The sequence below is a fragment of the Paenibacillus sp. FSL H3-0469 genome, assembly GCF_038051945.1.
Classification (GTDB): domain Bacteria; phylum Bacillota; class Bacilli; order Paenibacillales; family Paenibacillaceae; genus Paenibacillus_AQ.
Map to the genome: position 1 here is coordinate 5,210,405 of NZ_CP150302.1, position 26,032 is coordinate 5,236,436.

The 26,032-nt window shown below is 56.5% G+C and carries 21 protein-coding genes; 15 read left to right on the forward strand and 6 right to left on the reverse strand.

What is annotated here, in order from left to right; all coding sequences use genetic code 11:
* The first annotated feature begins 10 nt into the window (after nt 1-10).
* From NSS83_RS22955 to def, 8 genes are all read left to right on the forward strand, one after another.
* Nucleotides 11-1,039, forward strand: a complete 1,029-nt coding sequence (locus NSS83_RS22955; RefSeq protein ID WP_341182706.1) for an amidase domain-containing protein — start codon at nt 11-13, stop codon at nt 1,037-1,039.
* A 19-nt stretch (nt 1,040-1,058) separates the two neighbouring features.
* The gene (locus NSS83_RS22960; RefSeq protein ID WP_341182705.1) at nt 1,059-2,150 is read left to right on the forward strand and encodes a D-alanine--D-alanine ligase; all 1,092 of its coding nucleotides are present in this window, start codon (nt 1,059-1,061) and stop codon (nt 2,148-2,150) included.
* Nucleotides 2,151-2,197: 47 nt separating this feature from the next.
* A complete protein-coding gene (locus NSS83_RS22965; protein WP_341182704.1) occupies nt 2,198-2,515 on the forward strand; it encodes a hypothetical protein in 318 nt (105 codons plus the stop codon).
* Entirely contained in the window at nt 2,512-3,519 is a 1,008-nt protein-coding gene (uvsE, locus tag NSS83_RS22970) for a UV DNA damage repair endonuclease UvsE (RefSeq protein ID WP_341182703.1), read from the forward strand. Before NSS83_RS22965 ends, uvsE begins: the two co-directional genes overlap by 4 nt.
* A 180-nt stretch (nt 3,520-3,699) precedes the next feature.
* A complete protein-coding gene (locus NSS83_RS22975) occupies nt 3,700-4,587 on the forward strand; it encodes an inositol monophosphatase family protein (protein ID WP_341182702.1) in 888 nt (295 codons plus the stop codon).
* A 16-nt stretch (nt 4,588-4,603) separates the two neighbouring features.
* Nucleotides 4,604-4,894, forward strand: a complete 291-nt coding sequence (locus NSS83_RS22980) for a hypothetical protein (protein ID WP_341182701.1) — start codon at nt 4,604-4,606, stop codon at nt 4,892-4,894.
* Nucleotides 4,895-5,101: 207 nt separating this feature from the next.
* The gene (locus tag NSS83_RS22985; protein ID WP_341182700.1) at nt 5,102-6,394 is read left to right on the forward strand and encodes a stalk domain-containing protein; all 1,293 of its coding nucleotides are present in this window, start codon (nt 5,102-5,104) and stop codon (nt 6,392-6,394) included.
* 104 nt (nt 6,395-6,498) lie between these two features.
* Nucleotides 6,499-7,062 carry a peptide deformylase gene (gene def, locus NSS83_RS22990; protein ID WP_341185146.1) on the forward strand — a complete coding sequence of 188 codons (564 nt, stop codon included), beginning with the start codon at nt 6,499-6,501 and terminating at the stop codon, nt 7,060-7,062.
* 432 nt (nt 7,063-7,494) lie between these two features.
* Here the strand turns inward: def and NSS83_RS22995 are convergent, their stop codons facing one another.
* Both NSS83_RS22995 and NSS83_RS23000 read right to left on the reverse strand, forming a co-directional pair.
* Nucleotides 7,495-8,811, reverse strand: a complete 1,317-nt coding sequence (locus NSS83_RS22995) for a glutamate-1-semialdehyde 2,1-aminomutase (protein ID WP_341346543.1) — start codon at nt 8,809-8,811, stop codon at nt 7,495-7,497.
* 105 nt (nt 8,812-8,916) lie between these two features.
* Nucleotides 8,917-9,975, reverse strand: a complete 1,059-nt coding sequence (locus NSS83_RS23000) for an LCP family protein (protein ID WP_341182698.1) — start codon at nt 9,973-9,975, stop codon at nt 8,917-8,919.
* Nucleotides 9,976-10,077: 102 nt separating this feature from the next.
* Here NSS83_RS23000 and bcp point away from each other — a divergent pair, with 102 nt between their 5' ends.
* Nucleotides 10,078-10,539, forward strand: coding sequence for a thioredoxin-dependent thiol peroxidase (bcp, locus tag NSS83_RS23005; protein ID WP_341346544.1), 462 nt, complete (start codon nt 10,078-10,080; stop codon nt 10,537-10,539).
* Between the two features lie 120 nt (nt 10,540-10,659).
* Nucleotides 10,660-14,946 carry an acyl-CoA dehydratase activase-related protein gene (locus tag NSS83_RS23010; protein WP_341346545.1) on the forward strand — a complete coding sequence of 1,429 codons (4,287 nt, stop codon included), beginning with the start codon at nt 10,660-10,662 and terminating at the stop codon, nt 14,944-14,946.
* Between the two features lie 222 nt (nt 14,947-15,168).
* Here the strand turns inward: NSS83_RS23010 and NSS83_RS23015 are convergent, their stop codons facing one another.
* Nucleotides 15,169-15,852: a DinB family protein gene (locus tag NSS83_RS23015; RefSeq protein ID WP_341346546.1), complete on the reverse strand. Its 684-nt coding sequence runs from the start codon at nt 15,850-15,852 to the stop codon at nt 15,169-15,171.
* A 130-nt stretch (nt 15,853-15,982) separates the two neighbouring features.
* Here NSS83_RS23015 and NSS83_RS23020 point away from each other — a divergent pair, with 130 nt between their 5' ends.
* Together NSS83_RS23020 and NSS83_RS23025 are read left to right on the forward strand one after the other, a co-directional pair.
* Complete coding sequence (locus NSS83_RS23020) at nt 15,983-16,435, forward strand: MarR family transcriptional regulator (protein ID WP_341346547.1); 453 nt, start codon at nt 15,983-15,985, stop codon at nt 16,433-16,435.
* Entirely contained in the window at nt 16,432-17,964 is a 1,533-nt protein-coding gene (locus tag NSS83_RS23025) for a DHA2 family efflux MFS transporter permease subunit (protein WP_341346548.1), read from the forward strand. Before NSS83_RS23020 ends, NSS83_RS23025 begins: the two co-directional genes overlap by 4 nt.
* A 278-nt stretch (nt 17,965-18,242) precedes the next feature.
* Here NSS83_RS23025 and NSS83_RS23030 read toward each other — a convergent pair whose 3' ends face one another.
* The gene (locus tag NSS83_RS23030; RefSeq protein WP_341346549.1) at nt 18,243-19,196 is read right to left on the reverse strand and encodes a YafY family protein; all 954 of its coding nucleotides are present in this window, start codon (nt 19,194-19,196) and stop codon (nt 18,243-18,245) included.
* A 38-nt stretch (nt 19,197-19,234) separates the two neighbouring features.
* A complete protein-coding gene (locus tag NSS83_RS23035) occupies nt 19,235-19,915 on the reverse strand; it encodes a DedA family protein (protein ID WP_076161329.1) in 681 nt (226 codons plus the stop codon).
* Between the two features lie 108 nt (nt 19,916-20,023).
* On the opposite strand from NSS83_RS23035, the gene NSS83_RS23040 reads away from it, so the two are divergent.
* From NSS83_RS23040 to NSS83_RS23050, 3 genes are all read left to right on the forward strand, one after another.
* A complete protein-coding gene (locus NSS83_RS23040) occupies nt 20,024-21,448 on the forward strand; it encodes a polysaccharide deacetylase (RefSeq protein WP_341346550.1) in 1,425 nt (474 codons plus the stop codon).
* A 210-nt stretch (nt 21,449-21,658) separates the two neighbouring features.
* The gene (locus NSS83_RS23045) at nt 21,659-23,149 is read left to right on the forward strand and encodes a DUF58 domain-containing protein (RefSeq protein ID WP_341346551.1); all 1,491 of its coding nucleotides are present in this window, start codon (nt 21,659-21,661) and stop codon (nt 23,147-23,149) included.
* Nucleotides 23,118-25,508, forward strand: coding sequence for a transglutaminase domain-containing protein (locus tag NSS83_RS23050; protein WP_341182688.1), 2,391 nt, complete (start codon nt 23,118-23,120; stop codon nt 25,506-25,508). The genes NSS83_RS23045 and NSS83_RS23050 overlap by 32 nt, the downstream gene beginning before the upstream one ends.
* Before the next feature lie 47 nt (nt 25,509-25,555).
* Here the strand turns inward: NSS83_RS23050 and NSS83_RS23055 are convergent, their stop codons facing one another.
* Nucleotides 25,556-25,804: a hypothetical protein gene (locus NSS83_RS23055; protein WP_341182687.1), complete on the reverse strand. Its 249-nt coding sequence runs from the start codon at nt 25,802-25,804 to the stop codon at nt 25,556-25,558.
* Between the last annotated feature and the right edge of the window lie 228 nt (nt 25,805-26,032).

Consider the following 26,032-nt stretch of genomic DNA (forward strand, 5'->3'; position numbering starts at 1 on the left):
CGGAGTATGAATGGAGCAGCAGTGGAAGAAAAGTCTCTATGTCTATGTGGACCAGCTGAACAAGGGGCGGGTTGCACCTGGCGCTGAGCCGCGCCACACCACGATCAGGGACCCCCGGTTCCTGGACGAACAGCGCACGCGTTCCCGCCGGATCGCCCAGTGGTACACCCGCCGGGGCATTACTCCGCTGCGCGGGGAGACGGGGGTGCGGACGCTGCGGACCGTGCGGCAGAACCCAGCTGAGGTGGTCGCCGATGTGGCGCTGCACAGCGCCTTCTATTACGAGAAGGGCGGGATGACGCACCGTGAGGATGTGGTGGAGTCGGAACGCCTGACCTTTGTACGTGAAAAGGACGGCTGGGAAATTGTGAACGTGGAGCGCCGTGTGCCTGAGCGGAATGGGGTACGCAAGGTGGTGGAGAAGGACCCGGCTCTGCGGCTCTCGGAGTGGGGAGAGGCTCTGTCCGATCCGCGTCCGTCCCAGCCGCTGCTGAACCGCCGTGTCCTGAAGGGCGCTAGTGGTGTTCGAGAGGTGCGCTACCGCCGGGAAGAAGCCGCAGCCTATGCTGACCTTTGGTGGAAGGAAGGGAACCCGGAGTTCGAGATTTTTGAGGTGGACTGCACCAATTACGTCTCTCAATGTCTCTTTGCAGGGGGAGCACCTATCAACTATACTGGTAAAAGAGAAACGGGCTGGTGGTACAAGGGCTATAATGGAGCCCAGGAATGGTGGAGCTTCAGCTGGGCGGTCTCCGACAGCCTGAAGCGTTATCTGAGCGGGAGCCGGGGAAGCGGGCTGCGTGCAGAGATTGTCGAGCGGCCGGAGCAGCTTCAACTGGGCGACATTATTCAGTATGACTGGGACGGGAACGGACATTATCAGCACAGCACGATTGTTACCGCATTTGATGCGGGAGGGCAGCCGCTGGTGAATGCGCGGACGGTTAGCAGCCGTCACCGCTTCTGGGATTACAAGGATTCCTACGCCTGGACGGACCGGACGGCTTATCGTTTTTTTCATATTAATGACTATTTATAGTTCAGAAAGAGGTTAATGCATGGGGAACGCTAAAACTACCGTAGGACTGGTGTACGGCGGCAAATCCGGAGAGCATGAGGTATCGCTGCAGACGGCTTATGCGGTTATGAACGCTTTTGACTACGATAAATATGAGATTATTCCGTTCTATATCTCCAAGCAGGGGGTATGGAAGGTAGGTGCAGTGCTGGAGGCTCCCTTCCCCGCAATTGAGCAGCTTAAGCTCTCCGGGGTGGCTGGTGATATGGGCACGGCTCTGAATGCCTTGTTCAGCGGGCTCAGCGGAGGCGAGCAGGTCATCGACGTGATGTTCCCGCTGCTGCATGGTACGAACGGCGAAGACGGCACCATTCAGGGACTGTTCGAGATGGCGAATATCCCGTACATCGGTGCAGGGGTACTGGCTTCATCAGCGGGCATGGATAAGGTCGTTATGAAGAAGCTGTTCGGCGAGGCGGGGCTGGAGCAATGTGACTATTGCTACTTCAATGCTGTGAGCTGGAGACAGCGCAAGCATGAGCTGATTATAGATCTGGAGGATAAGCTGGGGTATCCGGTCTTCGTCAAGCCAGCCAACCTGGGCTCCAGCGTAGGAATCTCCAAGGCTACCGACAAGGAAAGTCTGATCAAGGCTGTGGACTATGCTTTCCGTTATGACACGAAGGTGATTATTGAGGAGTTCGTGGATGCGCGGGAAGTGGAGGTGGCGGTACTCGGCAATGAGGAGCCGGAGGCTTCGGTTCCGGGTGAAATCGTCTCTTCCGGTGAATATTATGATTATGCGGCCAAATACACTGACGGCAAGTCACAGATGCTTATCCCGGCACCTGTCGATCCCGAGGTAGCGGATCGTCTGCGGGAGTCGGCGATACTGGCCTTCAAGGCTATTGAGGGCAGCGGGATTACCCGGGCCGACTTCTTCCTGCGGAAGTCTGACGGCAAGATTCTTATTAATGAAGTGAATACCATGCCCGGCTTCACCCCGTTCAGCATGTATCCTCTGCTGTGGCGTGAGACCGGTGTGTCCTATAAAGTACTGCTGGACCGTATGATCGGGCTGGCGCTGGAGCGTTACCGGTTCAGACAGGGCCTGAAGTACGATAATGAATAAACCACGTTGATCGGCGGGAGTATTCCAGCCGGGAAGGAGAGAGGTGCATGGGGTTTCAATCAGAATTCAATTCGGTGTGCAAGTTCAAGAATGAGCAGGAGCTGTACGAACTGCTGGAGTACGGACGTACCAAAATGGTGAAGCAGGGCTTCCGTGTCTATCCGACCGGCCAGAAGGTGATCGCCTATACCCCGGAGAATGTAGCGGTGGCCATTGTCAAAATTTCTGCGTCGATCGCAGAAATCAATTTTCAGGGCAATGAGGTTACGGCGGTGGAAATGGATCTGGTCCGTAAGCTGAATGAGGAAGAGTCACGCGTACAGACGGCTCTTGCCTTCGAGATGTTCTTCGGGGAAGAGGGATGATCGTCCGCTTCGGCTATGTCGCCATGTCTACGGTGATTCCTGACTGTTCTCCCTCCAAAACGATGACTATGGCAAGCTTTAACAAACTGGGCGACCGGGAGGCGGGCCTTCGTAAGCTGGAATCCATCGCCCGGATGAATCTGCATAATACGCTCCGTCTGCTGAAGCATAATGTCGGCTCGGATATTAAGGTCTACAGGCTCACCTCCAAGCTGGTTCCGCTGGCAACCCATCCTGATCTGGCGGACTGGAATCCGCTGGCTGCTCTTGCGGAGGAATTCGCTGAGGTGGGTAGCTATGTGAAGAAGCACGGGCTGCGTGTCAGCTTCCACCCGGATCACTTCACGGTGCTGAGTACACCGCGGCCGGAGGTGCTTGCAAGCTCGATCCGTGATCTGCAGCATCATACAGATATGCTGGACTCGATGGGGCTGCCGGCGACGGCTAAGAGCAATATCCACATCGGCGGCGCCTACGGGGACAAGCCTTTGTCTGCGGAACGCTTCTGCGTGCAATGCTCTGCACTGCCGCTTGCACTTAGAGAGCGGATGACACTGGAGAACGACGACAAGACGTTCAACGCGGTGGAGACGCTGGAGGTGTGCCGCAGAGTGGGACTGCCGATGGTGCTGGATATCCATCACCAATGGGTCAACAATGAAGGCGAGTTCCCCTGGGAGCTGTGGCCGGAGATTCTGAAGACATGGACAAGCCCTCTGGCGCTGAAGGATGTGCCGCCTGGCGCTCATCTGCCGCCGAAGATTCACGTGTCCAGCCCGCGCAGCCCGTCTGATCCGCGCAGCCATGCCGATGGGGTGGAGCCGGCACCGCTGGTTGCTTTTCTGAAACGGATTGCTGCGGATACTCCCGCCGTAGATGTGATGATTGAGGCGAAGCTCAAGGATGGCGCCCTGTTCGGTCTGATGGAGGAGATGAAGGGACTGGCTGAGGGCGGGAATGGAATTATGGTACTAAACGGAGCCAGCGTGAATATAGAACCATAACTGGCAAAAAACTTGACAGTTAGGCTTTATAGCGGTGCCAGCCATGACTTGATAAGTCAGCTGAAATGAGGTACGTTGAAAGAAAGTTGAGCAAGCATGTTCTAAGGCAGAGAAATGGTATCCTGCGGAAACAGTGTTCCCCGGGAGAACAATCATGCGCAAAGAAAGCGGAGTGAAGAGATGAGTCCTGTAAGTCCTGATAACCGAAATGAACGGCAGCCCTATGTAGTTACAAGCAAGGGACATACGGCGGCAGCCATCAATGCTGCGGCCAAAGCGGGGGAATGGATCAAGAGCAGACAAGGCCAGGTGAAGGAGCTGGGCAGTAAGACATCGGCCCAGGATCTGGTCACGGAGGTCGATAAGGGTGTGGAGCAGATGATCCGCCGGCTAATCCTGACCCATTATCCCGACCATGCCATCCTTGGCGAGGAGGGTGTTGAGCCTGGTGCGGAGGCATTGACGGCCGCCCTGGATGAAGCGCGGGAGCATGAGTACCTGTGGATCGTCGATCCGATAGACGGCACGACCAATTTCGTGCACGGCTTCCCGTTCTATTGCGTATCGATTGCTCTGGTGGTTAAGGGAGAGCTTACGGTAGGCGTGATCTATGATCCGATCCGGGACGAGATGTTCGTGGCCGAGAAGGGGAAGGGTGCATACATGCACGGGATTCCTACGAAGGTATCAGCGGAGACACTGCCGGGTAACAGCCTGATCGCTATGGGCTTCCCGCCGGACCGCGTGTTGGCCCAGCCGGCGAATATGGCCGGGCTGCAGCAGATTATGCCGCAGGTTCGCGGCATTCGTGCAGGAGGATCGGCGGCACTCCATCTGGCTTATGTTGCTGCCGGACGAGTGGACGGGTATTGGGAGGTTGGACTGAGCCCTTGGGATTGCGCGGCCGGGGTGCTGCTGGTGCTGGAATCCGGCGGCAAGGTCACGAATACGCTGGGCGATCCCTACGATATCAGCACACGCCATGTAGTCGCAAGCAATGGACGAATTCATGATTATCTGGTTACGTCCCTGCAGGCTGCAGATGCCACAGGCTTCAAGAAGCAGTAGGAGGGCTTACACTGTTATGAATGAGAATGAAGATCTGGAGCGGAGACTAAGCGAGCTTCTGGAGGACGGCGAGATGCAGCAGGCGGACCGGCAGGCCAAGGAGATCCGTCAGATTTCGCCCAAGTATGAGATTCGCATACAGACTACACTTGACCCTATAGTCGAAGAGACGCTTCGTTACCGCAAAATCGCTTATGAGCTGGATGACCGGTATGATAAATATGTGAAACGCTCAGACCAGGCAAGCGGTCAGCCAAGCACTGGCGGACCGAAGAAATCTTCAGAATCGGGCAGCGGGGAGCAATAAGCTGCTGCTGTTATCCCAGGAGCGGTTTTCCGAATAATCGGAAGACCGCTCTTTTGTGCAAATATAAGAATCTATATGTTTCACACGATAGATTATCCTTCTATTTCTCGCTGAAACGGTACCGTCCTTTAAAAGGATGGCAAAGCCGTTTCCACTTGTGCGAGGCGGGATGTTAGAATAGAATTATACTAATTTAGGAGGAATACGATGCTGAAGACATGGAGAAGGTTAATATCAGCTTCTACTAGCGGACTGCTGTTGTTCACCGTATTAATTAATGTGCATGCAGGTCCGGCGGATGCTGCTGCAGCAGCCGTGGCGCAAGGAACGGAGCAGGATGTCTTTCGTATCGTAGCACTTGGAGATTCCATTACTGCCGGGTATGAGCCTGGAATGACTGATCCCAGCGTGAAGCCGTACGGATACGCTGAGCGATTACTGGAGCAGGGCTGGTATCATGGGAGAAGTGAGCTTAAGAATTATGGCATCTTGGGCCTTAAGACAGCGGGACTGCTTCAATACACCGGAGCTATTAAGGACGGTGCGGCCATTACGCCGGAGGCCATTCAGCCAGGGCTGTCTGATCCGCGTACCTTGCAATTTGCCGCGCTGGCCCCGCAGATTAGAACAGAGCTCGCTGCGGCGGATCTCATTACCATTACCATCGGCGGTAATGATGTCAGCAGCCTGTTCTTGAATTACAAGACGCTGACTGATGCCGATTTCGCTTCCCAGCTTGCGGAGCGTCTGACGGAATACAGCAGTAATGTAACAGCGCTGCTGAAGAATGTCCGGGAAGTGAATCCGCAGGCAACCATTCTGCTGGCCGACCAGTATCAGCCTGCTCCAAAAATCGCTCTGGGGGCTTCGTATGACAAACTGATGAATGCAGCTGCACAGTTCACCATCGCGGCTGAGAATATCGCGGCTACCCTGAACCAGGCAGGCGCTCCTCTTAAGGTAGCTCATGTAGCCGCGAAGTTCGCCGGTGTAGAGGGATCGCTAACTCATATCATCGGAGCCGGGGCGGCAGACTTCCATCCTACGCAGCTTGGATATGAACGGATTGCTTCTGTATTTGCTGAGCTGCAGTGGGGGGAATACCGTACGCCGGCAGTAACGGCGATGGCTTCGGAGACAGCACCGATGTCCATCGTGGTGAAGGGTAAGGAGCTGAATACACCCAATAAGCCCATTCTGAAGAACGGGCAAAACTTCCTGGCGCTGAAGGATATTCTGAATGCGGTCTCGGCGGACGGCAAATGGGATAACAAAACCTCCAGCGCGACCGTAATTTACGGCGGAAGAACGGTGGTTATTACAATCGGCTCGAAGACCATTAAGGTGAACGGTGCGGATGTGGCGATTGATACTCCAGCTTTTCTGCACAAGGTCGGTAAAGAGGATAAAACCTATCTTCCGCTCGCCGCGCTCGCTACCGGACTGGGCTTCGATGTGAATTACAGCAGCAAACTGCGGACAGCTTTCATTAATCCGTAGTCGCGCATAATCTAACCATAGCATCATCAAATCAGTCCCGTAGTGGAAAAGGTGGATGAACCCAGTTGTCTAGTATAAAGTATAATGCGGATTACATCATCACGATGGAGGATATCATACGGGAAGGCGACCCTGTCCTGCGTTCGGTAACGCAGCCTGTACAGTTGCCGCTGCAGGCGGAGGACCGCGGTGCGCTGCAGAGCATGATGCAGTTCCTGAAGAACAGTCAGGATGCCGAGATGGCTGCCAAATATAAGCTGCGCTCAGGGGTAGGCTTATCCGCCAATCAGATCGGACTATCGAAGCGGATGTTTGTCATGTATTTGAAGGATGATAACGGCAAAAATGTGGAATATACCTGGGTGAATCCTAAGATTACCAGCCATTCGATGGCCATGGTCTATCTGCCGGAGAGCGAGGGCTGCCTGTCTGTAGACCGGCCGGTGCACGGCTTCGTACCGCGTTATGAGTCTGTGAAGGTCAGGGGCTTTGATCTGAACGGCGAGGTGATAACCCAGAAATTCAAGGGTTATCAGGCGATCATTATCCAGCATGAGATGGATCATCTGGACGGAATGATGTTCTACGACCGGATCAATCCGCAGAATCCGTTCAAGCTTCCGCAGGATGTGGAGATCCGCAGCCTGTATGAGCAGAAGGGCAAGTAGCGGAGGGTGGCGGATGAGCCTCGCTTAAACGCTGTATCTGTTCGTAGCGTATCTGTCCGTTTGGATAAGCCAATCGACTTTTAAATGATGAATGAGGGGGTGTCTCAGGCCATGTGCATGGCTGTTGAGACACCCCCTCATTGTTATGCAGGAGCCCTGCCGAACCGGGACGCTCCTGTATAGGAAAGGCTCTATTATCCTGCGTGATGGACTGGGAGGCCCTTATCCAGAGAAAAATTACAAATCCTCAGGCTAGGCGGACACGGAGGACGTTAACTTATCACTTTTTGGTCTCTATCAGCTGAAAAGACAGGGTTAAGAGCTTCTGAGTCCGCGCTAGGCGTAAAAACCGGATTTATCGCAACAATAGCGTCTTCTCTGTCCGCATAGGTCTATGATAAGCGTATTGAGGAGCATGGCCGGCGCTGCGGATTACTTCTCCGCAGCCATAGCCGCGAACGAAGCCTCTGCTGCTTCGAGGGTGAGGTCGATGTCGGCATCCGTATGGGCGGTGGTCAGGAACCACGCCTCATATTTGGACGGGGCCAGGTTGATGCCCCGGCTCAGCATATGCCGGAAGAAGCTGGCGAACATTTCACCATCGGTATCCTGTGCTTCTTCATAATTCGTAATGGGATGGCTGCAAAAATGTGTGGAGAAGGCGCCGCGAATCCGGTTGATGGTGAGCGGAATGCCGTGACGGTCAGCGGAGGTCTGAAGTCCTTCGGTCAGCCGGATGGCCAGACGCTCCATCTCGTCATAGACGCCTTCTGCGCTAAGCACCTCCAGGCAGGCAATTCCTGCCGAGATCGAGGCAGGGTTACCGGCCATCGTGCCGGCCTGATAAGCAGGGCCGAGCGGAGCGACCTGCTCCATGACATGCTTGCGTCCGCCGTAAGCACCGATCGGCAGCCCGCCGCCGATGATTTTGCCGAGGGCCGTCAGATCGGGAATAATCTCCTCATGATTCGCAAGACCGGCATAGGTCTGGGTGGAGCCATAGTGGAAACGGAAAGCGGTAATCACTTCATCATAGATAACCAGGGAGCCGTTCTCGTGCGTCAGCTTGCACAGGCCTTCCAGGAAGCCCGGCTGCGGCATAACCATACCGAAGTTGCCGACAATCGGCTCAACCATAACGGCAGCCACATCCTGGCCCCATTTCTCCAATGCTTCACGCAGGGCATCCAGATCATTAAAGGGAACGGTGATGACCTCTTGGGCGATGCTGGCCGGAACGCCTGCGCTGTCTGGAATACCCAGGGTCGACGGGCCTGAGCCTGCGGCTACAAGCACAAGGTCAGAGTGGCCGTGATAGCAGCCGGCGAATTTGATGATTTTGCTGCGCTTGGTGTAGGCGCGGGCGACGCGGATGGTCGTCATGACGGCTTCTGTACCGGAGTTGACGAAGCGTACTTTGTCCATCGAAGGAATGGCTTCCTTCAGCATCTTGGCCAGCTTGATCTCAAGCCGGGTTGGTGTTCCGTAGAGCAGTCCGTTCTGCGCGGCCTCTGTAATGGCAGTGGTGATATGCGGGTGGGCATGTCCGGTTATGATCGGGCCGTAGGCGGCCAGATAATCAATATATTCATTGCCGTCCTCATCCCAGAAGCGTGAGCCTCCGGCGTGTTTCATGAAGACAGGAGCTCCTCCGCCTACGGCCTTAAAGGAGCGGGAGGGGCTGTTCACACCCCCGACAATATGCTGGAGAGCTTCCTCGTATAACTGTTCTGATGTGCTGCGGTTCATAGATAATGTTCCTTTCTTCTTGGCTTGCGCCCATGGGAAAGGGCGAACCGCGGCTGATTCCCGCTGTCCGCCCGCCCCGTGTGCCAAGCATGGTTATATTGGATGTTACTTTGTTACCGGTGATGCTGTAGGACTGCTGCCTGGTGAAGCCTCTGCTCCAGGAGTTGGCGATGGTTCCGGTGCAGTGAGTGTATCCTCTACGAACTGCTTCAGTGCCTTCTCGCTGCTGAAGCTTATCACCTGGGAGCCGTCCTTGAGGGTCTTCTCCCGGATCAGCTTCATCGGCGGAATCTGCTCGCTGCCGCCCATAGAGCTGTCATAACCTACAGCGCCCAGCTTCCACATGTCGCTCGCGTCAAGGTTCGTGTCGATATAAGGCGTAACCTGACCGAGAATATTCGGCAGCTTGATGATCGAAGTGGTACTGATCACCTTGTCCGCCACCGCCTTAAGGAAGCCGCGCTGGCGCTCGGTCCGGGTGAAGTCGGAGGTGGCATCATGGCGGAAGCGTACATACTGCAGCGCCATTTTGCCATCCAGGTGCTGGAAGCCTTTTTTGAGATCAATATCGTATTCAGGCCCGTCTGCCTTAGTGGTGTAGCGCATGTCCTTCTCGACCTCATAGTCCACACCGCCCACGGCATCCACCAGCTTAATGAAGCCCTGGAAATCGGTATAGACATAATATTGAATCGGAATGCCGAGCAGGTCGCTTACCGTCTGCATCGCCGTATTGGGTCCGTAAGTAATGGCGGCATTGATCCGCTGGGTCCCGTGGTCGGGAATATCAACATACGTATCGCGCAGAATAGAGAAGACATAGAATTTCTTCTTCACCGGGTCCAGAGAGGCCACCAGCATGGTGTCGGAACGCGGCACCTCGCCCTTCTTCACCCCGCGGCCATCCACGCCCATGAGCAGAATGTTAACCGGCTCTGTGCCCTCCCATTCAGGGGGCTGAACCGCCTCCGCCGAGGCTGTAGGAACATTAGCAAACGGAGAAGCTTCGCCTGTTTTATGAAGGTTATCCAACTGGTTGTAAATAGCAGTGAAATAGTAAACCAGACCTCCGATAATTAAAAGGAGTATGATTGCCAGAGTCCAGAGCAGCGTTTTCTTCTTTGACTTGCCGGCTTTTGCGTGCCGGTTCTTTCTTGGCGGCATTTCGTTCGTCCTTTCCAGTTCACATTCTCTACATTATAATTTCTTTTGGGAAGACACGCAATTTCAGAAATCATTAACCATATTACAAGGAGTGAATAATAAATGAATATCACTATAGGCGACAAGGTTCCGGACTTCACACTCCCTGCGTCAACAGGTGGCAGCATCAGCTTAAGCGACTATCGCGGCAGGAAGGTGCTGCTCTATTTCTATCCCAAGGACAGTACTCCGGCCTGCACTCAAGAGGCCTGCGATTTCCGGGATGCCCATGATACCCTTGCCGCTAATGGGGCAGTTGTACTTGGAATCAGCGCCGATCCTCTAGCCTCGCACAGCAAATTTATTGCCAAGAACAGCCTGCCCTTTCCGCTATTGTCCGATGAGGACCATGCAGTGAGCGAATTGTTCGGGGTATGGCAGCTTAAGAAGCTCTACGGCAAGGAATTCATGGGCATTGTCCGCTCTACTTTTCTAATTGATGAGGAAGGCATTCTGAGCGCAGAGTGGCGAAAGGTCAGAGTGAAGGGCCATGTAGAGGCCGCATTAGAACAAATCGTGAAATAATTAAGTATGCTGGGAATTAATTGTATTTGTCTGTTACTTTTCTAACAGCTATAGCCACGCTCACTCGTGATATAGTTGCCTCATATTACTTCAAATTTGGAGCAAGGTATGGGGGATGGCATGAAGAGACTGCGTATTGGGCTTGACGTCGGATCAACTACGGCCAAATTGGTAGTTATGCAGCGGGATATCATTATATATCAGGATTATGTGCGTCATTTCAGTGATATAAAAAAGGCGGCGGTCACCTTGCTCTCAGAGGTTCAGCAGAGGTTCCCCGGCAGTGAAGCAGCGCTCACCGTTAGCGGCTCCTCCGGGTTATCCCTGTCTAAGCTAGGGGAGATTCCGTTTGTCCAGGAGGTTATTGCCTGCACGAGGGCGATCAGCGGACGGATTCCAGAATGTGATACCGCGATTGAGCTGGGCGGCGAGGATGCCAAAATCATCTATCTCAGCGGCGGCATTGAGCAGCGGATGAACACAGCCTGTGCAGGCGGTACAGGGGCATTCATCGATCAGATGGCCTCTCTGCTGCAGACGGACCCTGCCGGGCTGAATGCGCTTGCGGTGAAGCATGAGCGGATCTATCCCATCGCTTCGCGCTGCGGGGTATTTGCCAAGAGCGATGTGCAGCCGCTGCTGAATGAAGGAGCGCGGCGAGAGGATGTGGCGGCCTCGATCTTCCAGAGCATCGTGAACCAGACCATCAGCGGCTTGGCCTGCGGACGTCCGATCCGCGGGCGTGTTGCTTTTCTCGGGGGACCGTTGACCTTCCTGTCCGCTCTGCGGGACCGGTTCACGGAGACGCTTGGACTGAAGAAGGAGGAGGTGCTGTTCCCGGAGCACTCGCAATACTTCGTGGCCATCGGTTCGGCGCTTGCCGCGTCAGATCCTGTGTTCCTGCCGCTCGGCGGCTGGATTGCCCGGATCATGGCTGTAGACTTCTCGCAGGACCGCGCGGAGGATGCAGAGCTGGCGCCGCTGTTCAGAGCGCCGGATGATCTGGCGCAGTTCCGGCTACGCCACGGAAAGGCGACAGCACCGCGCTCTGCGCTGGCCGCTTACCGGGGATCGGTCTATCTCGGTATAGATGCCGGCTCGACCACGACAAAGCTGGTAGTTACCGGAGCGGGGGATGAGATTCTGCATACCTTCTATGGCAGCAATGGCGGCAATCCGTTGCAGTCGGTCACTGACGCGCTGAAGGAGCTCTACCGGATTCTGCCCTCTGGCTGCTACATTGCTGGGGCTTACACAACCGGTTATGGAGAGGGTCTGGTCAAGGCGGCGCTGCGGATGGACGGCGGAGAAGTAGAGACGGTGGCCCATTACAAGGCAGCCTCCCGGTTCATGCCGGAGGTCGACTTCATCCTCGATATCGGCGGCCAGGACATGAAGTGCATCAAGATCCGCGGGGGAGCCATCGACAGCCTGATGCTCAATGAAGCCTGCTCGGCGGGCTGCGGCTCCTTCCTGGAGAGCTTTGCTTCCGCGCTGGAGCTTGGCATAGAGGAGTTCGCCGCTGCGGCGCTCGAATCGAAGGCACCGGTGAATCTCGGCTCGCGTTGTACCGTGTTCATGAATTCCAAGGTGAAGCAGGTCCAGAAGGAGGGGGCTACGCTTGCCGATCTCTCGGCCGGGCTGGCTTACTCCGTGGTGAAGAATGCGCTGCAAAAGGTGATCAAGATCCGTAATCCGGAGGATTTGGGCCGGAATATTATCGTCCAGGGCGGCACCTTCTACAATGAAGCCGTCCTGCGGGCTTTTGAGCTGCTGACCGGAAGAACGGTAGTCAGACCTGATATCGCCGGCGTGATGGGCGCTTACGGCTGTGCGCTGATGGCCAGAGAACAGGCTGCGCCGGAAGGAATCAGCACGATTCTCGGACCGGAGGAGCTGGAGGGCTTCCAGTATTCCGTCGCTCCAGGCCGCTGCAGCCGCTGTGCCAACAACTGTGCGCTGACCATCAGCCGGTTCCCGGACAAGAGCTTCCATGTGACGGGGAACCGCTGTGAACGCGGCGCAGGCGGCAAGAAAGAGAAGAACACGCTGCCGAACCTGATGCAATATAAATATGAGCGGTTCTTCGCCTACGAGGGCTTGCCTGAAGTGGCAGCGCTCCGGGGAACGGTTGGACTTCCGCGCACAATGAATATGTTCGAGAATTACCCCTTCTGGCATACCTTTTTCACCTCGCTGCGCTACCGGACCGTGCTGTCTCCGAAGTCTAGTAAGAAGCTGTATGAGAGCGGAATGGATACCATTCCTTCGGAATCCATCTGCTATCCGGCCAAAATGGCCCACGGGCATGTACAGCAGCTGATCGGCCTGGGCGTGGACTTCATCTTTTACCCGGCGGTGGTGTATGAGAAGAAGGAGGATGATGCGGCACAGAATCACTTCAACTGCCCGGTGGTTGCCTCCTACCCCGAGGTGATCCGCAATAATATGGACGGCCTGAAGGAGCAGGGGGTTCCGCTGGTCAGCCCGTTCCTGACCTTCGACGATATTCCGGCGCTGACCCGGGTGCTGGCGCGAACCTTCGCCGAGGTGCCTAAGGAGGAGATTGCGGCTGCTGTCCAGGCGGGACTGGCGGAAGCGGAGCAGGCGAAGAACGATGTGCGCACCAAGGGCGAGGAGACGCTGGTCTTCCTCACGGAGACAGGCACGAAGGGGATTCTGCTCTGCGGACATCCGTATCATGCCGACCCTGAGATCAACCACGGGATTGCTGATATGATTACCGGTATGGGACTTGCGGTGCTGACCGAGGATTCGATCTGCCATCTGGACCGCAGCGAAGGGGATGTTGGCGTAGTGAATCAGTGGACCTACCATGCGCGGATGTACCGCGCGGCCCGGCTGGCGGCGGGAAGAACTGATCTGGAGCTGGTCCAGCTCACCTCCTTCGGCTGCGGGATCGATGCGATTACCTGCGATGCAGTTCAGGAGATTATGGAGCGTCACAACAAGGTCTACACGCTTATCAAAATCGATGAAATCAGCAACCTTGGAGCCGCGCGGATTCGCCTGCGTTCGCTTCAGGCCGCGATGCGTGAGCGCGAGAGAGGCGAGGTTAAGCCGCAGCTGCTCTACAAGCCGCAAGTCAATGTGCCGTTCACCAAAGAAATGAAGGATACCTATACCATCCTTGCCCCGCAGATGTCGCCGATTCATTTCGAGCTGTTCGAACGGGTCTTCCAGGATGCGGGCTACCGGCTGAAAATTCTGGAATCGACCGGTCCGCAGGAGACGGAGGAAGGCCTCCGGTACGTCAACAATGATGCCTGTTATCCGGCGATTGTAACGATCGGGCAGATGCTGTCGGCACTGAAGAGCGGCGATTATGACCCGGACCGGACGGCTGTAATCATGTCGCAGACCGGAGGCGGCTGCCGGGCGACGAACTACATCTCTCTGCTGCGCAAGGCGCTGAAGGATGCCGATCTGGGGCAGATCCCGGTGATCTCCCTGAATGCCTCCGGGATGGAGAACCAGCCGGGCTTCCGCATCAGCCTGAAGCTGGCGAACCGCCTGATCGCCGCAGCCTGCTACGGAGATCTGATGATGCGCCTGCTGCACCGCTTCAGACCGTATGAAGCGGTGCCGGGAAGCGCAGAGGAATTATTCCGCGAAGGAATGGGCCGCTGCAAGGGCAGCCTGTCAAACTTCTCGTTCCGCGAATATAAGCGGCTGACCCGTGAGATTGTAGCCGGGTTCTCGCGGCTGCCGGTCATCCCGGCGGATAAGCCCAAGGTGGGCATTGTCGGGGAAATTCTGATCAAATTCCATCCGGATGCCAACAACCATATCATCGACATGATTGAGGCCGAAGGCGGAGAGGCCGTGATGCCTGATTTCCTGGACTTCATTTTCTATTGTGTCTACAATCCGATCTACAAGGCCGAGCAATTCGGTAAAAGCAAGCGGCTGGGTTATATCAATCCCATGCTGATCTCCTATCTCGAAATCTACCGCAAGCCGGTCAAGGTAGCGCTGGAGCAGGCTGGACTATCCAAAGGCCGGGAAAATATCTACGGTCTGGCCGAGAAGGCAAGCCGCCTCGTGTCGGTTGGCAACCAGATGGGCGAAGGCTGGTTCCTGACGGCCGAGATGATGGATCTATTGGATAACGGCGTGAACAATATTGCCTGCATTCAGCCTTTTGCCTGCCTGCCGAATCATATTACCGGGCGCGGGATGATTAAGGGGCTTAAGGATCTATACCCTGGCGCGAACATCGTCGCCATTGATTATGATGCCGGAGTCAGCGTGGTCAACCAGGCCAACCGGATTAAGCTGATGATGTCGATTGCCAGCGGAATTGCAGCCGGCACTCAGCCGTCACCGGACGAGGTGGCACAACTGGTGCCAGTCATGGCCGGTGGTGTGGGCTGCCAGGGGTAGAGCCAGCCGGCTGCGAATAAGTAGCGGTTGAATAGATTAAGAGCGGACCGGAGGGAACTCCGGTCCGCTTTTTTTCGGGATTTCGTGCAAAGAGTTGAGGATAAGTGCTCGGAAACTGGTCTAATGGGTAAAGAGGGGAGCCTAAATACGAGTGAGCCCAATGTAGTCGGAAAACCGACTATATTGGGCAGGCACGGAGCACGTGGGCCGAATCCCCCAGAGTCACTTCTGCAGCTTCTGCTTCACCCGCATCGCTTTGTTCAGATGGACGAAGTTATGCCGGGTAGCCGGCATCAGCACATGACCGGCAAAGGTTTTGCCGCCCCAATAATCCATTAGCCACTGCTCGCTGTCCAGTACGGCCTTCTCTTCCCGGACTCTCTCGAATTGCGCCGGAGTTGCCTTCATCCCGAGCTGTCCCGGCTCCAGAGCAGACAGGATGGAACGGGTTCTACGGGCGACATCGCGACGGTACTCGGATAGCGCTCCGAGATTCACCTCTCTACTGAGAGTAGCGACATCCTCTTCACTCATTCCGTTGCCGGAATGAACGTAAGGAACCTCCAGCCTCCGGGTATACTGACCGGAGTATAGCACCTGCTCACGGTCTGCCCCCAGGATGTTCATGGTGATATCCTCAATCCGTGCACTGTGCCAGAGATGCCAGACTATAGAATTACGGCTGCCGGGTGTCTGCACCGGGTAGCTGCGCACGGTGGACACCAGCAGCTTGTCCCATAAGGTATCCTCATAGGTTACCTGTTCCCCGCTGCCTTCAGAGGCGTAGAGGGCAGAATGCAGCTCCAGAATGATAGCTATGGCTTCAGTATGCGCCTCCGGCTTGGTGATGATCCTGGGCAACATTTTATGCTGCCTGTTCCAGTGATTTCGTTGTTCTGTATTCATGTTTAATCCTCGCTTTCCGTAATTTTTCAGAAAATTTCTGCAAGAAAATCATTGACGGATAAATAGGTAAATTGTAAAATAGTTCGTATGCGAAGTATTATTGTGCATTATGCTTGTGGAGGGATAAGGCTTGGAAGAAAAGGAAAAGCAACTGGACGATATTCTGTCCTCTTTCCGCTGCATTACCCATAATTTCCAGCAGCTGCTGTGGAAGGATGCAGAGGAGCTTAACATCACATCTACCCAGCTGATGGTATTGCGTAAGTTATCCTTGCATCCCGATATCGGGATCACGGAGCTGGCCGATCTTCTGCATCTGGGCAACAGCGCAGCCAGCGGTGTAGTGGACCGGATGGTGAAGGCCGGACTGATTACCAGAGAACGCTCGCAGAGCGACAGACGAATATTCAAGCTGGCGATGACTGAGAAAGGCAAGGAGATCCGTCTGCTCAGCAGACAGTCACTCCGAAGACATTTGCAGCCCTTGGCAAATATTCCTGCGGAGGATGTACAGGAGCTGCTGCGGCTGCATGGTGAAATTATCCGAATTCTAGAACAAGGGAGAGACAACAAGAAGCTATGAGTACAATTACAGCCGGTAATGCACCGTCCAAGACGGTCCGCAGAGGCCCAATTATCGCAGCGCTCCTGATCGGCGCCTTCGTGGCGCTATTGAATCAGACACTGATGAATGTGGCACTGCCCAAAATGATGGAGGATCTGAATATTCTCGCCAATACGGCCCAATGGCTGACGACAGGGTTCATGCTGGTTAACGGTGTGCTTGTGCCGATCAGCGCCTATCTGGTGGAGAAATTTACGACCCGTCAGTTGTTTACGACAGCAATGATGTTATTTTCGATAGGTACTCTAGTCTGTGCAATAGGAACAGGCTTTGAGATGATTATGGTCGGCAGAGTCATTCAGGCCGTGGGTGCCGGAATTCTGATGCCGCTGATGAACATTGTGTTCCTGCGCATTTTCCCGATTGAAGAACGGGGCAAGGCGATGGGACTGATGGCGGTTGCGATGATTTTTGCTCCGGCTGTCGGCCCTACCTTGTCCGGTTGGGTCGTGCAGAACTATTCCTGGCGCGTGCTGTTCTACATCGTGCTTCCGCTGGCCATTTTCTCGATGCTGCTCGGTATGAAGACTATGCAGAATGTCGGTAAGCTGACTTCTCCGAAGCTGGATAAAACTGGTGTGATCTTATCGACCCTGGGCTTCGGCGGGCTGCTCTACGGCTTCAGTGATGCCGGAACAGACGGCTGGGGAAGCACGACGGTTATTCTCTGCCTGATCCTGGGTATCGTATCCATGGGGCTGTTCGTATGGCGTGAGCTGACCACGGATAAGCCGCTGCTTGAGTTCCGCATTTTCCGCTACAACATGTTCTCCCTGACCACCGTGATTAACATTATCGTCACCATGGCTATGTATGCAGGGATGATCCTGCTGCCGATTTATCTGCAGACGATCCGAGGCTTCACACCGATGGAATCCGGACTGATGCTGCTGCCGGGTGCGATTCTGATGGGCGTGATGTCACCGATCACCGGAATTATATTTGATAAAATCGGCGCCAGATGGCTGGCAGTTATCGGCCTTGCTATCACCACTGTGACTACCTGGGAATTCAGCCAGATCAGCACCACTACCACCTATACTCACCTGATTCTGACGTATACGGCCCGCATGTTCGGGATGTCGATGCTGATGATGCCTATCGTCACCGCCGGGCTGAACCAGCTGCCGCAGCGTCTGGCTTCCCATGGTACAGCCATGTCCAACACCCTGCGTACCGTAGGCGGCGCACTGGGGATGGCCCTGTTCGTCAGCCTGATGACTAACCGTACGAAGAGTAACATTACCGATGCACTGGTAAGCGGAGCGGTGTCGAAGACCGATAAGGCTGCGATGCTGAAGCTTACACAGGACGCAACGATTAACGGGATTACCCACGCGTTCGCTGTAGCAACCTGGGTGACTGTTGTTGCTCTGGTACTGGCGCTGTTCATCCGCAAGACCTCACCGCAGCCTGACTTCCTGAAGACGGAAGAAGCGGAAGGCGGACAGCCGCAGCCGAACCTGACGAAATCACAGAGAGCCTAATCCTGTATACATTACAAAAAAGACGATCCGGTATAACCGTTAACGGTTACCGGGTCGTCTTTTTGCGTCTGCGAACCAGGGTGGAATTGCCCCACTGTCCTTCATGTTCCCCAGTCTCCCAGTCCAAAACCGGCTTCTCCCTTAGAGTATAAACCGGCAAACCTGACAACATGGATTCAGGTTCGAATGCGGATGGAAAAAGATTGTACATGCTTGAATGCGGGTGGAGTAAAGAGGAGGTCATGCGATGGCGAATTGAAAATGCTAAGGGGCGGCGGTTATTGCCGCTCCGGCAAGTCTGATGAATATGCCGCCGCGACGCCGCGGGCCACCTCGCCTAATCTGCGGCGGACATGCTCCGGTCCCAGCACCTCCAGGACGGTCCCGAAGCTTAGCAGGAAGCCGTACAGCCAGTCATTCTCAGGGTACTGGAGTGTGAGGGTATATCCGCCGGTAGCATCCCGCTGGAGCGTCTCACAGTCGAAGTATTCCTCGGCTAGATGCTTGCCTTCCGGCGTGAAACGCAGCGTGACGGGCGTGAGATTCTGCGATTCCCTCCAGGCACTGCTCCACGGCAGCTCTGTAAGCGGGATATCCTGGCGGATATAGTGCCTGTTCTCCTTTACCAGCGCTTTCATCCGCAGCAGCTTGAAGAGGCGGAAATCCTGACGTTCCTGGCAGAACCCGTATAAGTACCAGAACTGTCCCTTAAGGACCAGCGTATATGGCTCGATTGTACGCAGACTTACCCTGCCTTCGGCCGTTATGTATTCAAAAGTGACCATGACCTCTTCCTCCAAGGCTTCTTTAAGGAGGTTCAGCCGCTCCTCCAGCGGAGCTGTCAGCTCCCAAGGGGAGAAATCGACGATCATTTGGGTGGTTTTGCTGCGGAAGGCGGCGATCTGGGAGGGAGGGACAACGCTGCTGATCTTCTCCATCAATAGCTGGTGACCCTCTCCTCCGATAGAGGAGGCGCTTTGCAGCGCACTGAATATATCGGCCAGCTCGCGTTGCGATAACACATTGCGGTCCAGCCGGTAGCCCTGCATGAGGCCGATGCCGCCCCCTGAGCCCTGAAAGGTTACCACAGGGATACCTGCGCTGTTAATGCTGTCTATATCGCGGTAAATCGTACGCACGGAGACCTCGAACATATCGGCCAGCTCCTTGGCCTGAATCAGCGGCCGGTTGAGCAGCAGAATGACAATGGAGAGCAGACGGTCTATTTTCACAGGGATACCTTCTTTCAGGCGTTAGGTGAGGTTCTGATTCAGCGGGTCTTGGAGGTTTCTTTAACCTTCACTTGGACCTTGGGTTCAAGCGTAGCCACTGGCTTGCGCCGGCGCAGCCGGAGAGAAATGGCAGCCCGGTAACGGTAGACGACAATCAGCGCGGCGATGGCCAGCACACCTACCGCAATCCAAAGGGCGTAGGATTCGATCAGGTGGAAGATGCCCATCCACTGCGGGCCGAAGATTTTGCCGATTCCGAGGAATAACACTACCCAGAATATTGCGCCCCCATAGGCATACATAGCGAATTTACGGAAGGGCAGGGCGATAATCCCGGCAAAATAGCCAGTGAAGTGGCGGACGCCGGGGATGAAATAGCCGATGGAGATCAGCACGCTGCCGTATTTCTCGAACCAGCGCTGTGTCTTTTCCAGCTTGGCGGGAGAGAACATGAACCATTTGCCGTACCGCTGGATAAAGGGCAGACCGGCCTTCAGTCCGATGAAATAAGTGATGGTCATCCCGATTGTAGTGCCTAAGAAGGCTACGATTACCAGTGTGAAGAAATCCAGCCTCCCCGTGAAAGAGAGAAATCCTGCGAAGGCCATCGTGGTCTCCCCGGGAAAAGGCAGGGCGATAAATTCGAGCAAAAGCCCGAAGAACAATACGCTATATCCATAGCTCGCAAACAATTCCTGTATCCATTTCAGCATATCCATAGATTCTTCACTCTCCAAAGGCTGCGCGCCTATTCTATTCTGAAGCTTGTCTTCATACAATCTACCAAATGGTGCAGGTGCGCCAATAGAATGCTGGAGGTAGAGAAGATGAAGGACAATCGGGAAAATCCTATCCGCCGCATCATGATCTGCGGGTTGCTCGTTATTGCTGTTGTGCTGAGTCTAGGTGTGTCAGCCTATGGAGGGCAGGGGAATTCTTCCGGTTCGCGGAGCACGTACTCCCTGCAGGCTGAAGCAGGCAGTGCGTTACCTCTACTCTCTAAGAATAATGCTCCGGCTGTCCCGGTGCAAGATTTGCGCCCGGCAGCGGCCAGAATGACAACCGCAGAATTGCGGCAGCCGCACGTTTTAAGCGGTTCAGCCTCTAGGGCAGGTACGCAGCGTCCTGCTCCCGCTATACAGCAAGTATCTGCTGCTGCGGGGAAAGCTGCTCCAGCAGCCGGACACCGCAAGGAGAAGGTGGTCTATCTGACTTTTGACGACGGGCCAAGCGCAGTTACTCCTAAGGTGCTTAGCATATTGCAGGAGCAGGGGGTTAAAGCGACCTTCTTCGTGCTTGGGGATCAGGCCACAGGCCGTCCCGAGCTGATCAAGGCCATCTGGGAGCAGGGTCATGCTATCGGCAACCATACCTATAATCATAATTATCATGATTTATATAGCGGCTTCAAGGAGTTCTGGCGCCAAATCAAACAGACGGAGGAAACGGTACGTGAGATCACAGGCATCCGTCCGCAGCTGGTCCGTGCGCCGGGCGGCACGTTCGGCCATTTCGACAGCACATATTTCAATCTGCTGAAGCAGGCAGGCTACGGGGTGATGGACTGGACTGTGGACAGCGGGGATTCCCGCCGCCGGGGAGTGCCTGCTGCGGAGATTCTACAGGCTTCTGTGGCTGACTTGACCTCTTCCAGTGTGGTATTGCTGCTGCATGACGGATCGGGCCATGAACAGAGCGCCAAAGCGCTGCCGGCTATCATTGAACGCTACAGAGCAGCTGGTTATGAGTTCGGTGTTCTGGATGCGCAGAGTGATCCCGTACAGTTCAGGGTGTCCTCCAAGGCAGCCTCTCTTCATAGGAGCAAACCGTCACAGGATTGGATATCGGCCAATATTGCCCCGAATGCAGAGTTGCTTGCACCAGGCAAGGCGCTTGCACTTGAGATTGGAGGGATGGAGACCAAGCTGAAGCCCGGAGAGTACCGTCTCCAGGACGGACAGTACTATGTTCCGCTACGCGCCACCGTAGAACGGCTGGGTGGACGGGTTGGCTGGAATGCGGTTACCCGGAGCGCAGCTGTCAGCTGGAACGGCCGCAGCATGACGTTAGACTCACAGAAGCAGGAGGTGGGCATTCACTGGCCGGACGGTACAGCAGAGTACAAGGCGGCACAGGTGCAGCTCCAAGGCTCCTCCCTCTGGGTCCCCCTGCGTATGCTGCTGGAGGCGGCAGGTCATCCGGGTGCAGAAGCCTTTGTTAATGCAGAGGAGCGCAGGGTTACTGCAGCTTAAGGCGGATATCCGCGTTGGAAGGTGTGCTGGACGGAGGGGACGGCAAGGAGAGCAGAAAACAGGGGGAGCTTGCGGGGAAAAGCGGCTGCTGAATGTCTGGGCATCCTTTTTCGTGGAAAGAATAGATAGCAACAGGCCTCAGCAAGTAGTATAGCCAGAGAAAGTACAGGCTGCCGGGGGCTAGTCTATGACCATGGAAGGGTGTCCTCCTTGTCCTCATCATCATTGACGGATCCGAAATCACAGGTATTTTCACAGCAGAACAGGTACGGGAATGCAGAGATTGCCGGGTTCCCCCGGAAGCGCATCCGCCGCGCAGTCAAGGAGTGGGGGCGAATGCTGCTCCTGATGGCGGTTACCGGAGGGCTGTATATGTGGCGCGGCGGAGAATCGCTCCTGCTGCTGCTGACAGCTGGCGGAGTGGTTATGTCCGGCGGCCTGCTGATGCAGCTCTGCGGTCCACGGCGAGTTAGTGTCCAGCGCACGATTACTCCTGCGCATCTGTCTGCGGGGGATGACGCTATTGTGGAGGTTCAGATTTCTTTTGCCGCCAGAATCCCGCTGCCCTGGATGATTGTGACCGATTACTGGAGCGGGGGAAGCCATCAGGAGCTGCTGTTTCCCGGCTTCCGGCGCTCGTTCAACTATTCGTATGAGCTGCTGTCTGTCCCCAGAGGGGTGCATCAGCTTCACGGGTGCAGTGTAACCTGGGGAGATCTGCCTGGGCTGTTTACAGGCGGCTGCCAGCCGGGCGGCAAGGCGGGCTTCAAAGTGCTGCCAAGAGCTCTAGATATGGGCGCAGCAGTGCCGGACACCGGCTTGCTGTCCGGAGACCGTGCATCCGGGAGGGGGAACCACAGCAGCCCGCAAGCAGCGGATATCCGTGATTATGCGCCGGGTGATCCGTTCAGCCGGATTCACTGGAAGAGCAGCGCCCGTAAAGGCAACCTGCAGAGCAGAGTGCCGGAACGTGAATCGGGGCAGATGACCTGCATCGTGCTTGCGAGCAGTCCGGCGGATTATGAGGTTCCCGGCGGTGCGTATGCTCCCCGCAGCCAGCGGAGGTCGGTGATCCCGGCCTTCGAACAGGCGGTATCGGCTACTATGGGGCTGCTGCTCTCTGCCGAGCGCTCCGGCAGCTACATCCAGCTCTTCAGTGGAGGCTGGCCTGAAGGAATGGCCAGGCATGAGGGGGTGGGCCAGATCCCCGGGAGGGTCCGGGAACTGCTTACAGAAATTGCCCCCTCCGGTTCACAGAGTCTCAGCAGATTGCTGGAGGACGCGTCGCAGAGCTGGATTCCCGGGATGACGGTATCCGTCATTACCGGCCGGCTGGAGGAAGAGTCGGCGAGAACGCTGGCCCGCTTCCTGGTTCAGGGAATCAGGGTGGAGCTGTATTATGTCTGGGACCAGCCTTCTAAGGGCCGGACTCCCGGTAATCCTGTGCGGAGCCCGGCCGGAGCAGCGGGGACAATGCCGGAGCTATCCCGCAGCAGCAGGCTAGCACCGGGAGGGTGGGAACCAGCCGGACAGCAGGATTCAGCAGCTTACGGGAACAGCAGACCGCCTGCCTCGGATACGATTGCGGGAAGTCTAATGCGGCTTGGCGCGAGGGTTCACTGTCTGAGCCATGCTGCTCCTGCACAAGGGTACAAGGGGGCGGAGCCTGATGAATTTCCGGATAACTCCACCTCCTGCTAGTGCGGGTACGGATGGCGCCAGTCCGAAAGACTCCACCCACAGCAGGCAGCTCCGCTACGGAAGCATCGTGTTTACATTGGCAGAGATGCAGGAATCGGACCTTGCAGAGAACAGCCCCGCAGGTAAAAGAGAGAACAGCCCCCTGTACTATCGCGGCCTGTTCTCTTTGGCGATTATGGGCGTCTTTGGGCTGTGGCTGCTGCCGCTCTACAAATTGTCTGCGGCAGCGGACCATACACAGCTCCTGCGGCTTCTGATGCTCTCGGCAGCAGCACTGCTCGCCTGGGGCTGTCTGCTGTTACCCCGTCTTGTACAGGTGAGCGGGCAGTTTCTGCTAATCTTTATGACCTGGTATGGCCTCTGTGCTGCTGCGGGAGGCGGGGGCGGGTGGCTAAAGGTCTATGCCATGGAGAAAAGCGGACAGGATGCCCTGCTGCTGCTCTCCGGTAGGATCTCTGCATTAAGCGAGGACAGCAGGCTGCTGATTCTGGTGCTGGGCTGGGGACTGCTGGTGTCCTCCGTCCAGCAGCTCGCGCTGTACAGAGGAAGTATTGCGCTGTTCACCGGTGTAACGCTGGTGTATCTGCTGGTGCTGGATATGGGCTATGCCGTTAATACTTCCGGGGATGTACTGGTCACGGCGGGGCTGATCCTGTGGCTGCGGGCCTTAAGCGGCCTGCTCCATCTGCAAGAACGGACAGGGAGGCAGTTTCTTCCTTACGCCCGCTGGGGAGCCAGGGCGTTATCGGCGGCTGTGCTGGTGACGCTGGCCGCCTGGATAGCCGGCCAAGGGCTGGGCGCACGCCCGGCTGCCCCGGTTACACTGCAGCCGGTCCTGGACAAGCTGGAGCACTGGGCTGCGGCGCAGAGACCGGAGGACGCAGACGGACCTATAGCTGGCAGCACCGGCTATAGCATGGAGGACAGAGAGCTTGGCATGCCCCTGACACCAAGCACGGAGGCAGCCTTCACAGTCACTGCTTCCCGTCCCTACTACTCGCGGGGGGAGAGCATGGCGTATTATGACGGGCGCCGCTGGATCAGGAGCGGTGCCGCGTATTCAGCGCTGAATCTGCCCCGCCTGTCCGGGGCGCTGCCCGCTCTGGCGAATGCTTCATCCGCCGGGGGGCAGACCCTCATCCAGCGGGTTCAGCTCGCTGCGCCTTCCACTGGAGGTGTGCCGCTGTTCAGTGCAGGCGCTATCACAGATGTGCAGAACATCCGGCTTGCGGACGGAAGCCAGCTGGGTTACGTGCTGGCCAGCCCGGACAGGCTCAGCTTCCGCTTGCCGGAAGTCTACGGCTCCGCAGGGGTTACGGAGTATACCGTCAAGTCTGTTCTGCCGCCAAGTGATCCTGCAGTCCTGCGGACGCTGAGGGGGAGTGATCCCCAAGAGGTCCGCAGCCAGTATTTGCAGCTCCCTGCTGCTCTGCCGCCCAGAGTGCGTGCACTGGCCGGCGATCTTACCGCTGCTGCGGCGAGCCGTTACGATGCTGCCGTAGCTGTAGCCGGCTATCTTCAAGAAGGCTACACCTATTCGCTGAAGACCCGCGTGCCGCCGTCCGGTGCCGATTTCACCGATGATTTCCTGTTCGGGACCCGTCAGGGCTATTGTGTGCATTTTGCCACTGCGATGACGGTCCTGCTGCGCAGCAGCGGCATTCCGGCGCGGTATGTCCAGGGCTACGGCCCGGGAACCGCCGTGCCCGGCTCTGTGCCGCAGCGCTACAGCGTGACCGGCGGCGATGCCCACGCCTGGGTCGAGGTCTATTTTCCCGGCGCGGGCTGGGTCCCCTTCGACCCCACGCCCTCCGCCGCTGCCGCCGCTGCCCCCGGCGCGGCTGCTACGGACCCGGCGGCTGCCGCCGCGCCGCCGGACACCCGCCGCTCCGCTGCGCTGCACGCGGATGCGCTCACCGCCGCCCTGCCGCAGGCGGGCGGCCCGGACCGTGCGCCGCTTGCGCTGGCGGCGCTGGTGCTGGCTGCCGCCATCCGCTGGCGGCGCAGCCTGGCCCTGCTGCCGGCGGTGCGCCGCGCCGGCAGGCTTGGCCGTGAGCGGCAGCTGCGCGCGGCCGCTCTGGCCTGGCACGGGCTGGCGGCGCGGTATGGGCCGCCGCTGCCCGGGGTTACCGCCAGGGAGTACGCAGACTCCCTGGCTATCGAGGACGGGCGGCTGCGCGCCGCCGTCCGGGGGTTTGTACGCCAGTGGGAGACCCTGGCGTATGGCGGCGCCGGAGGCGGCGTGTCCTCTACGCCTTTCGCGCCTATGTCGCCCTCGTCGCCACCCAGCGCTGCCGATACCACAGACATAGAGGCTTTCATGGCCCGGTGCCTGATGATCACTTTCCATCTAACCTGATCGAGAAGCGGCGTCCCTGCATTTGCAGCGGACGTCTTTGTGACGGTTCAGCTTGCCGCTACAAATGTAATCGAAAAACCGACCACATTTACCACTGCATGGGCACGAGGACCAAATGTAATCGAAAAACCGACCACATTTAGCGCTGCGTGGGCACGAGGACCAAATGTAATCGAAAAACCGACCACATTTAGCGCTGCATGGGCACGAGGACCAAATGTAATCGAAAAACCGACCACATTTAGAGCTGCGTGGGCATGAGGACCAAATGTAATCGAAAAACCGAATACATTCAAATGCACGCTTCCCATAGTAGCGCAATACTACCAGTCACGGCTGTAATTCTTCACTGTATTTCCATAACATAGAGACAGGCTCCCGTTAGCAGTGAATCGGCAGACACTTGCTCATCTGCAGGTATTCCGTATTGTCATGGCCGCGAGCCTGTTCTGCTACCTTTGCCCCGTGCAGGCATTACCTCCTCCACCCTGCCACAGCTATCCCAAAACCTTAAAACAGAGGGA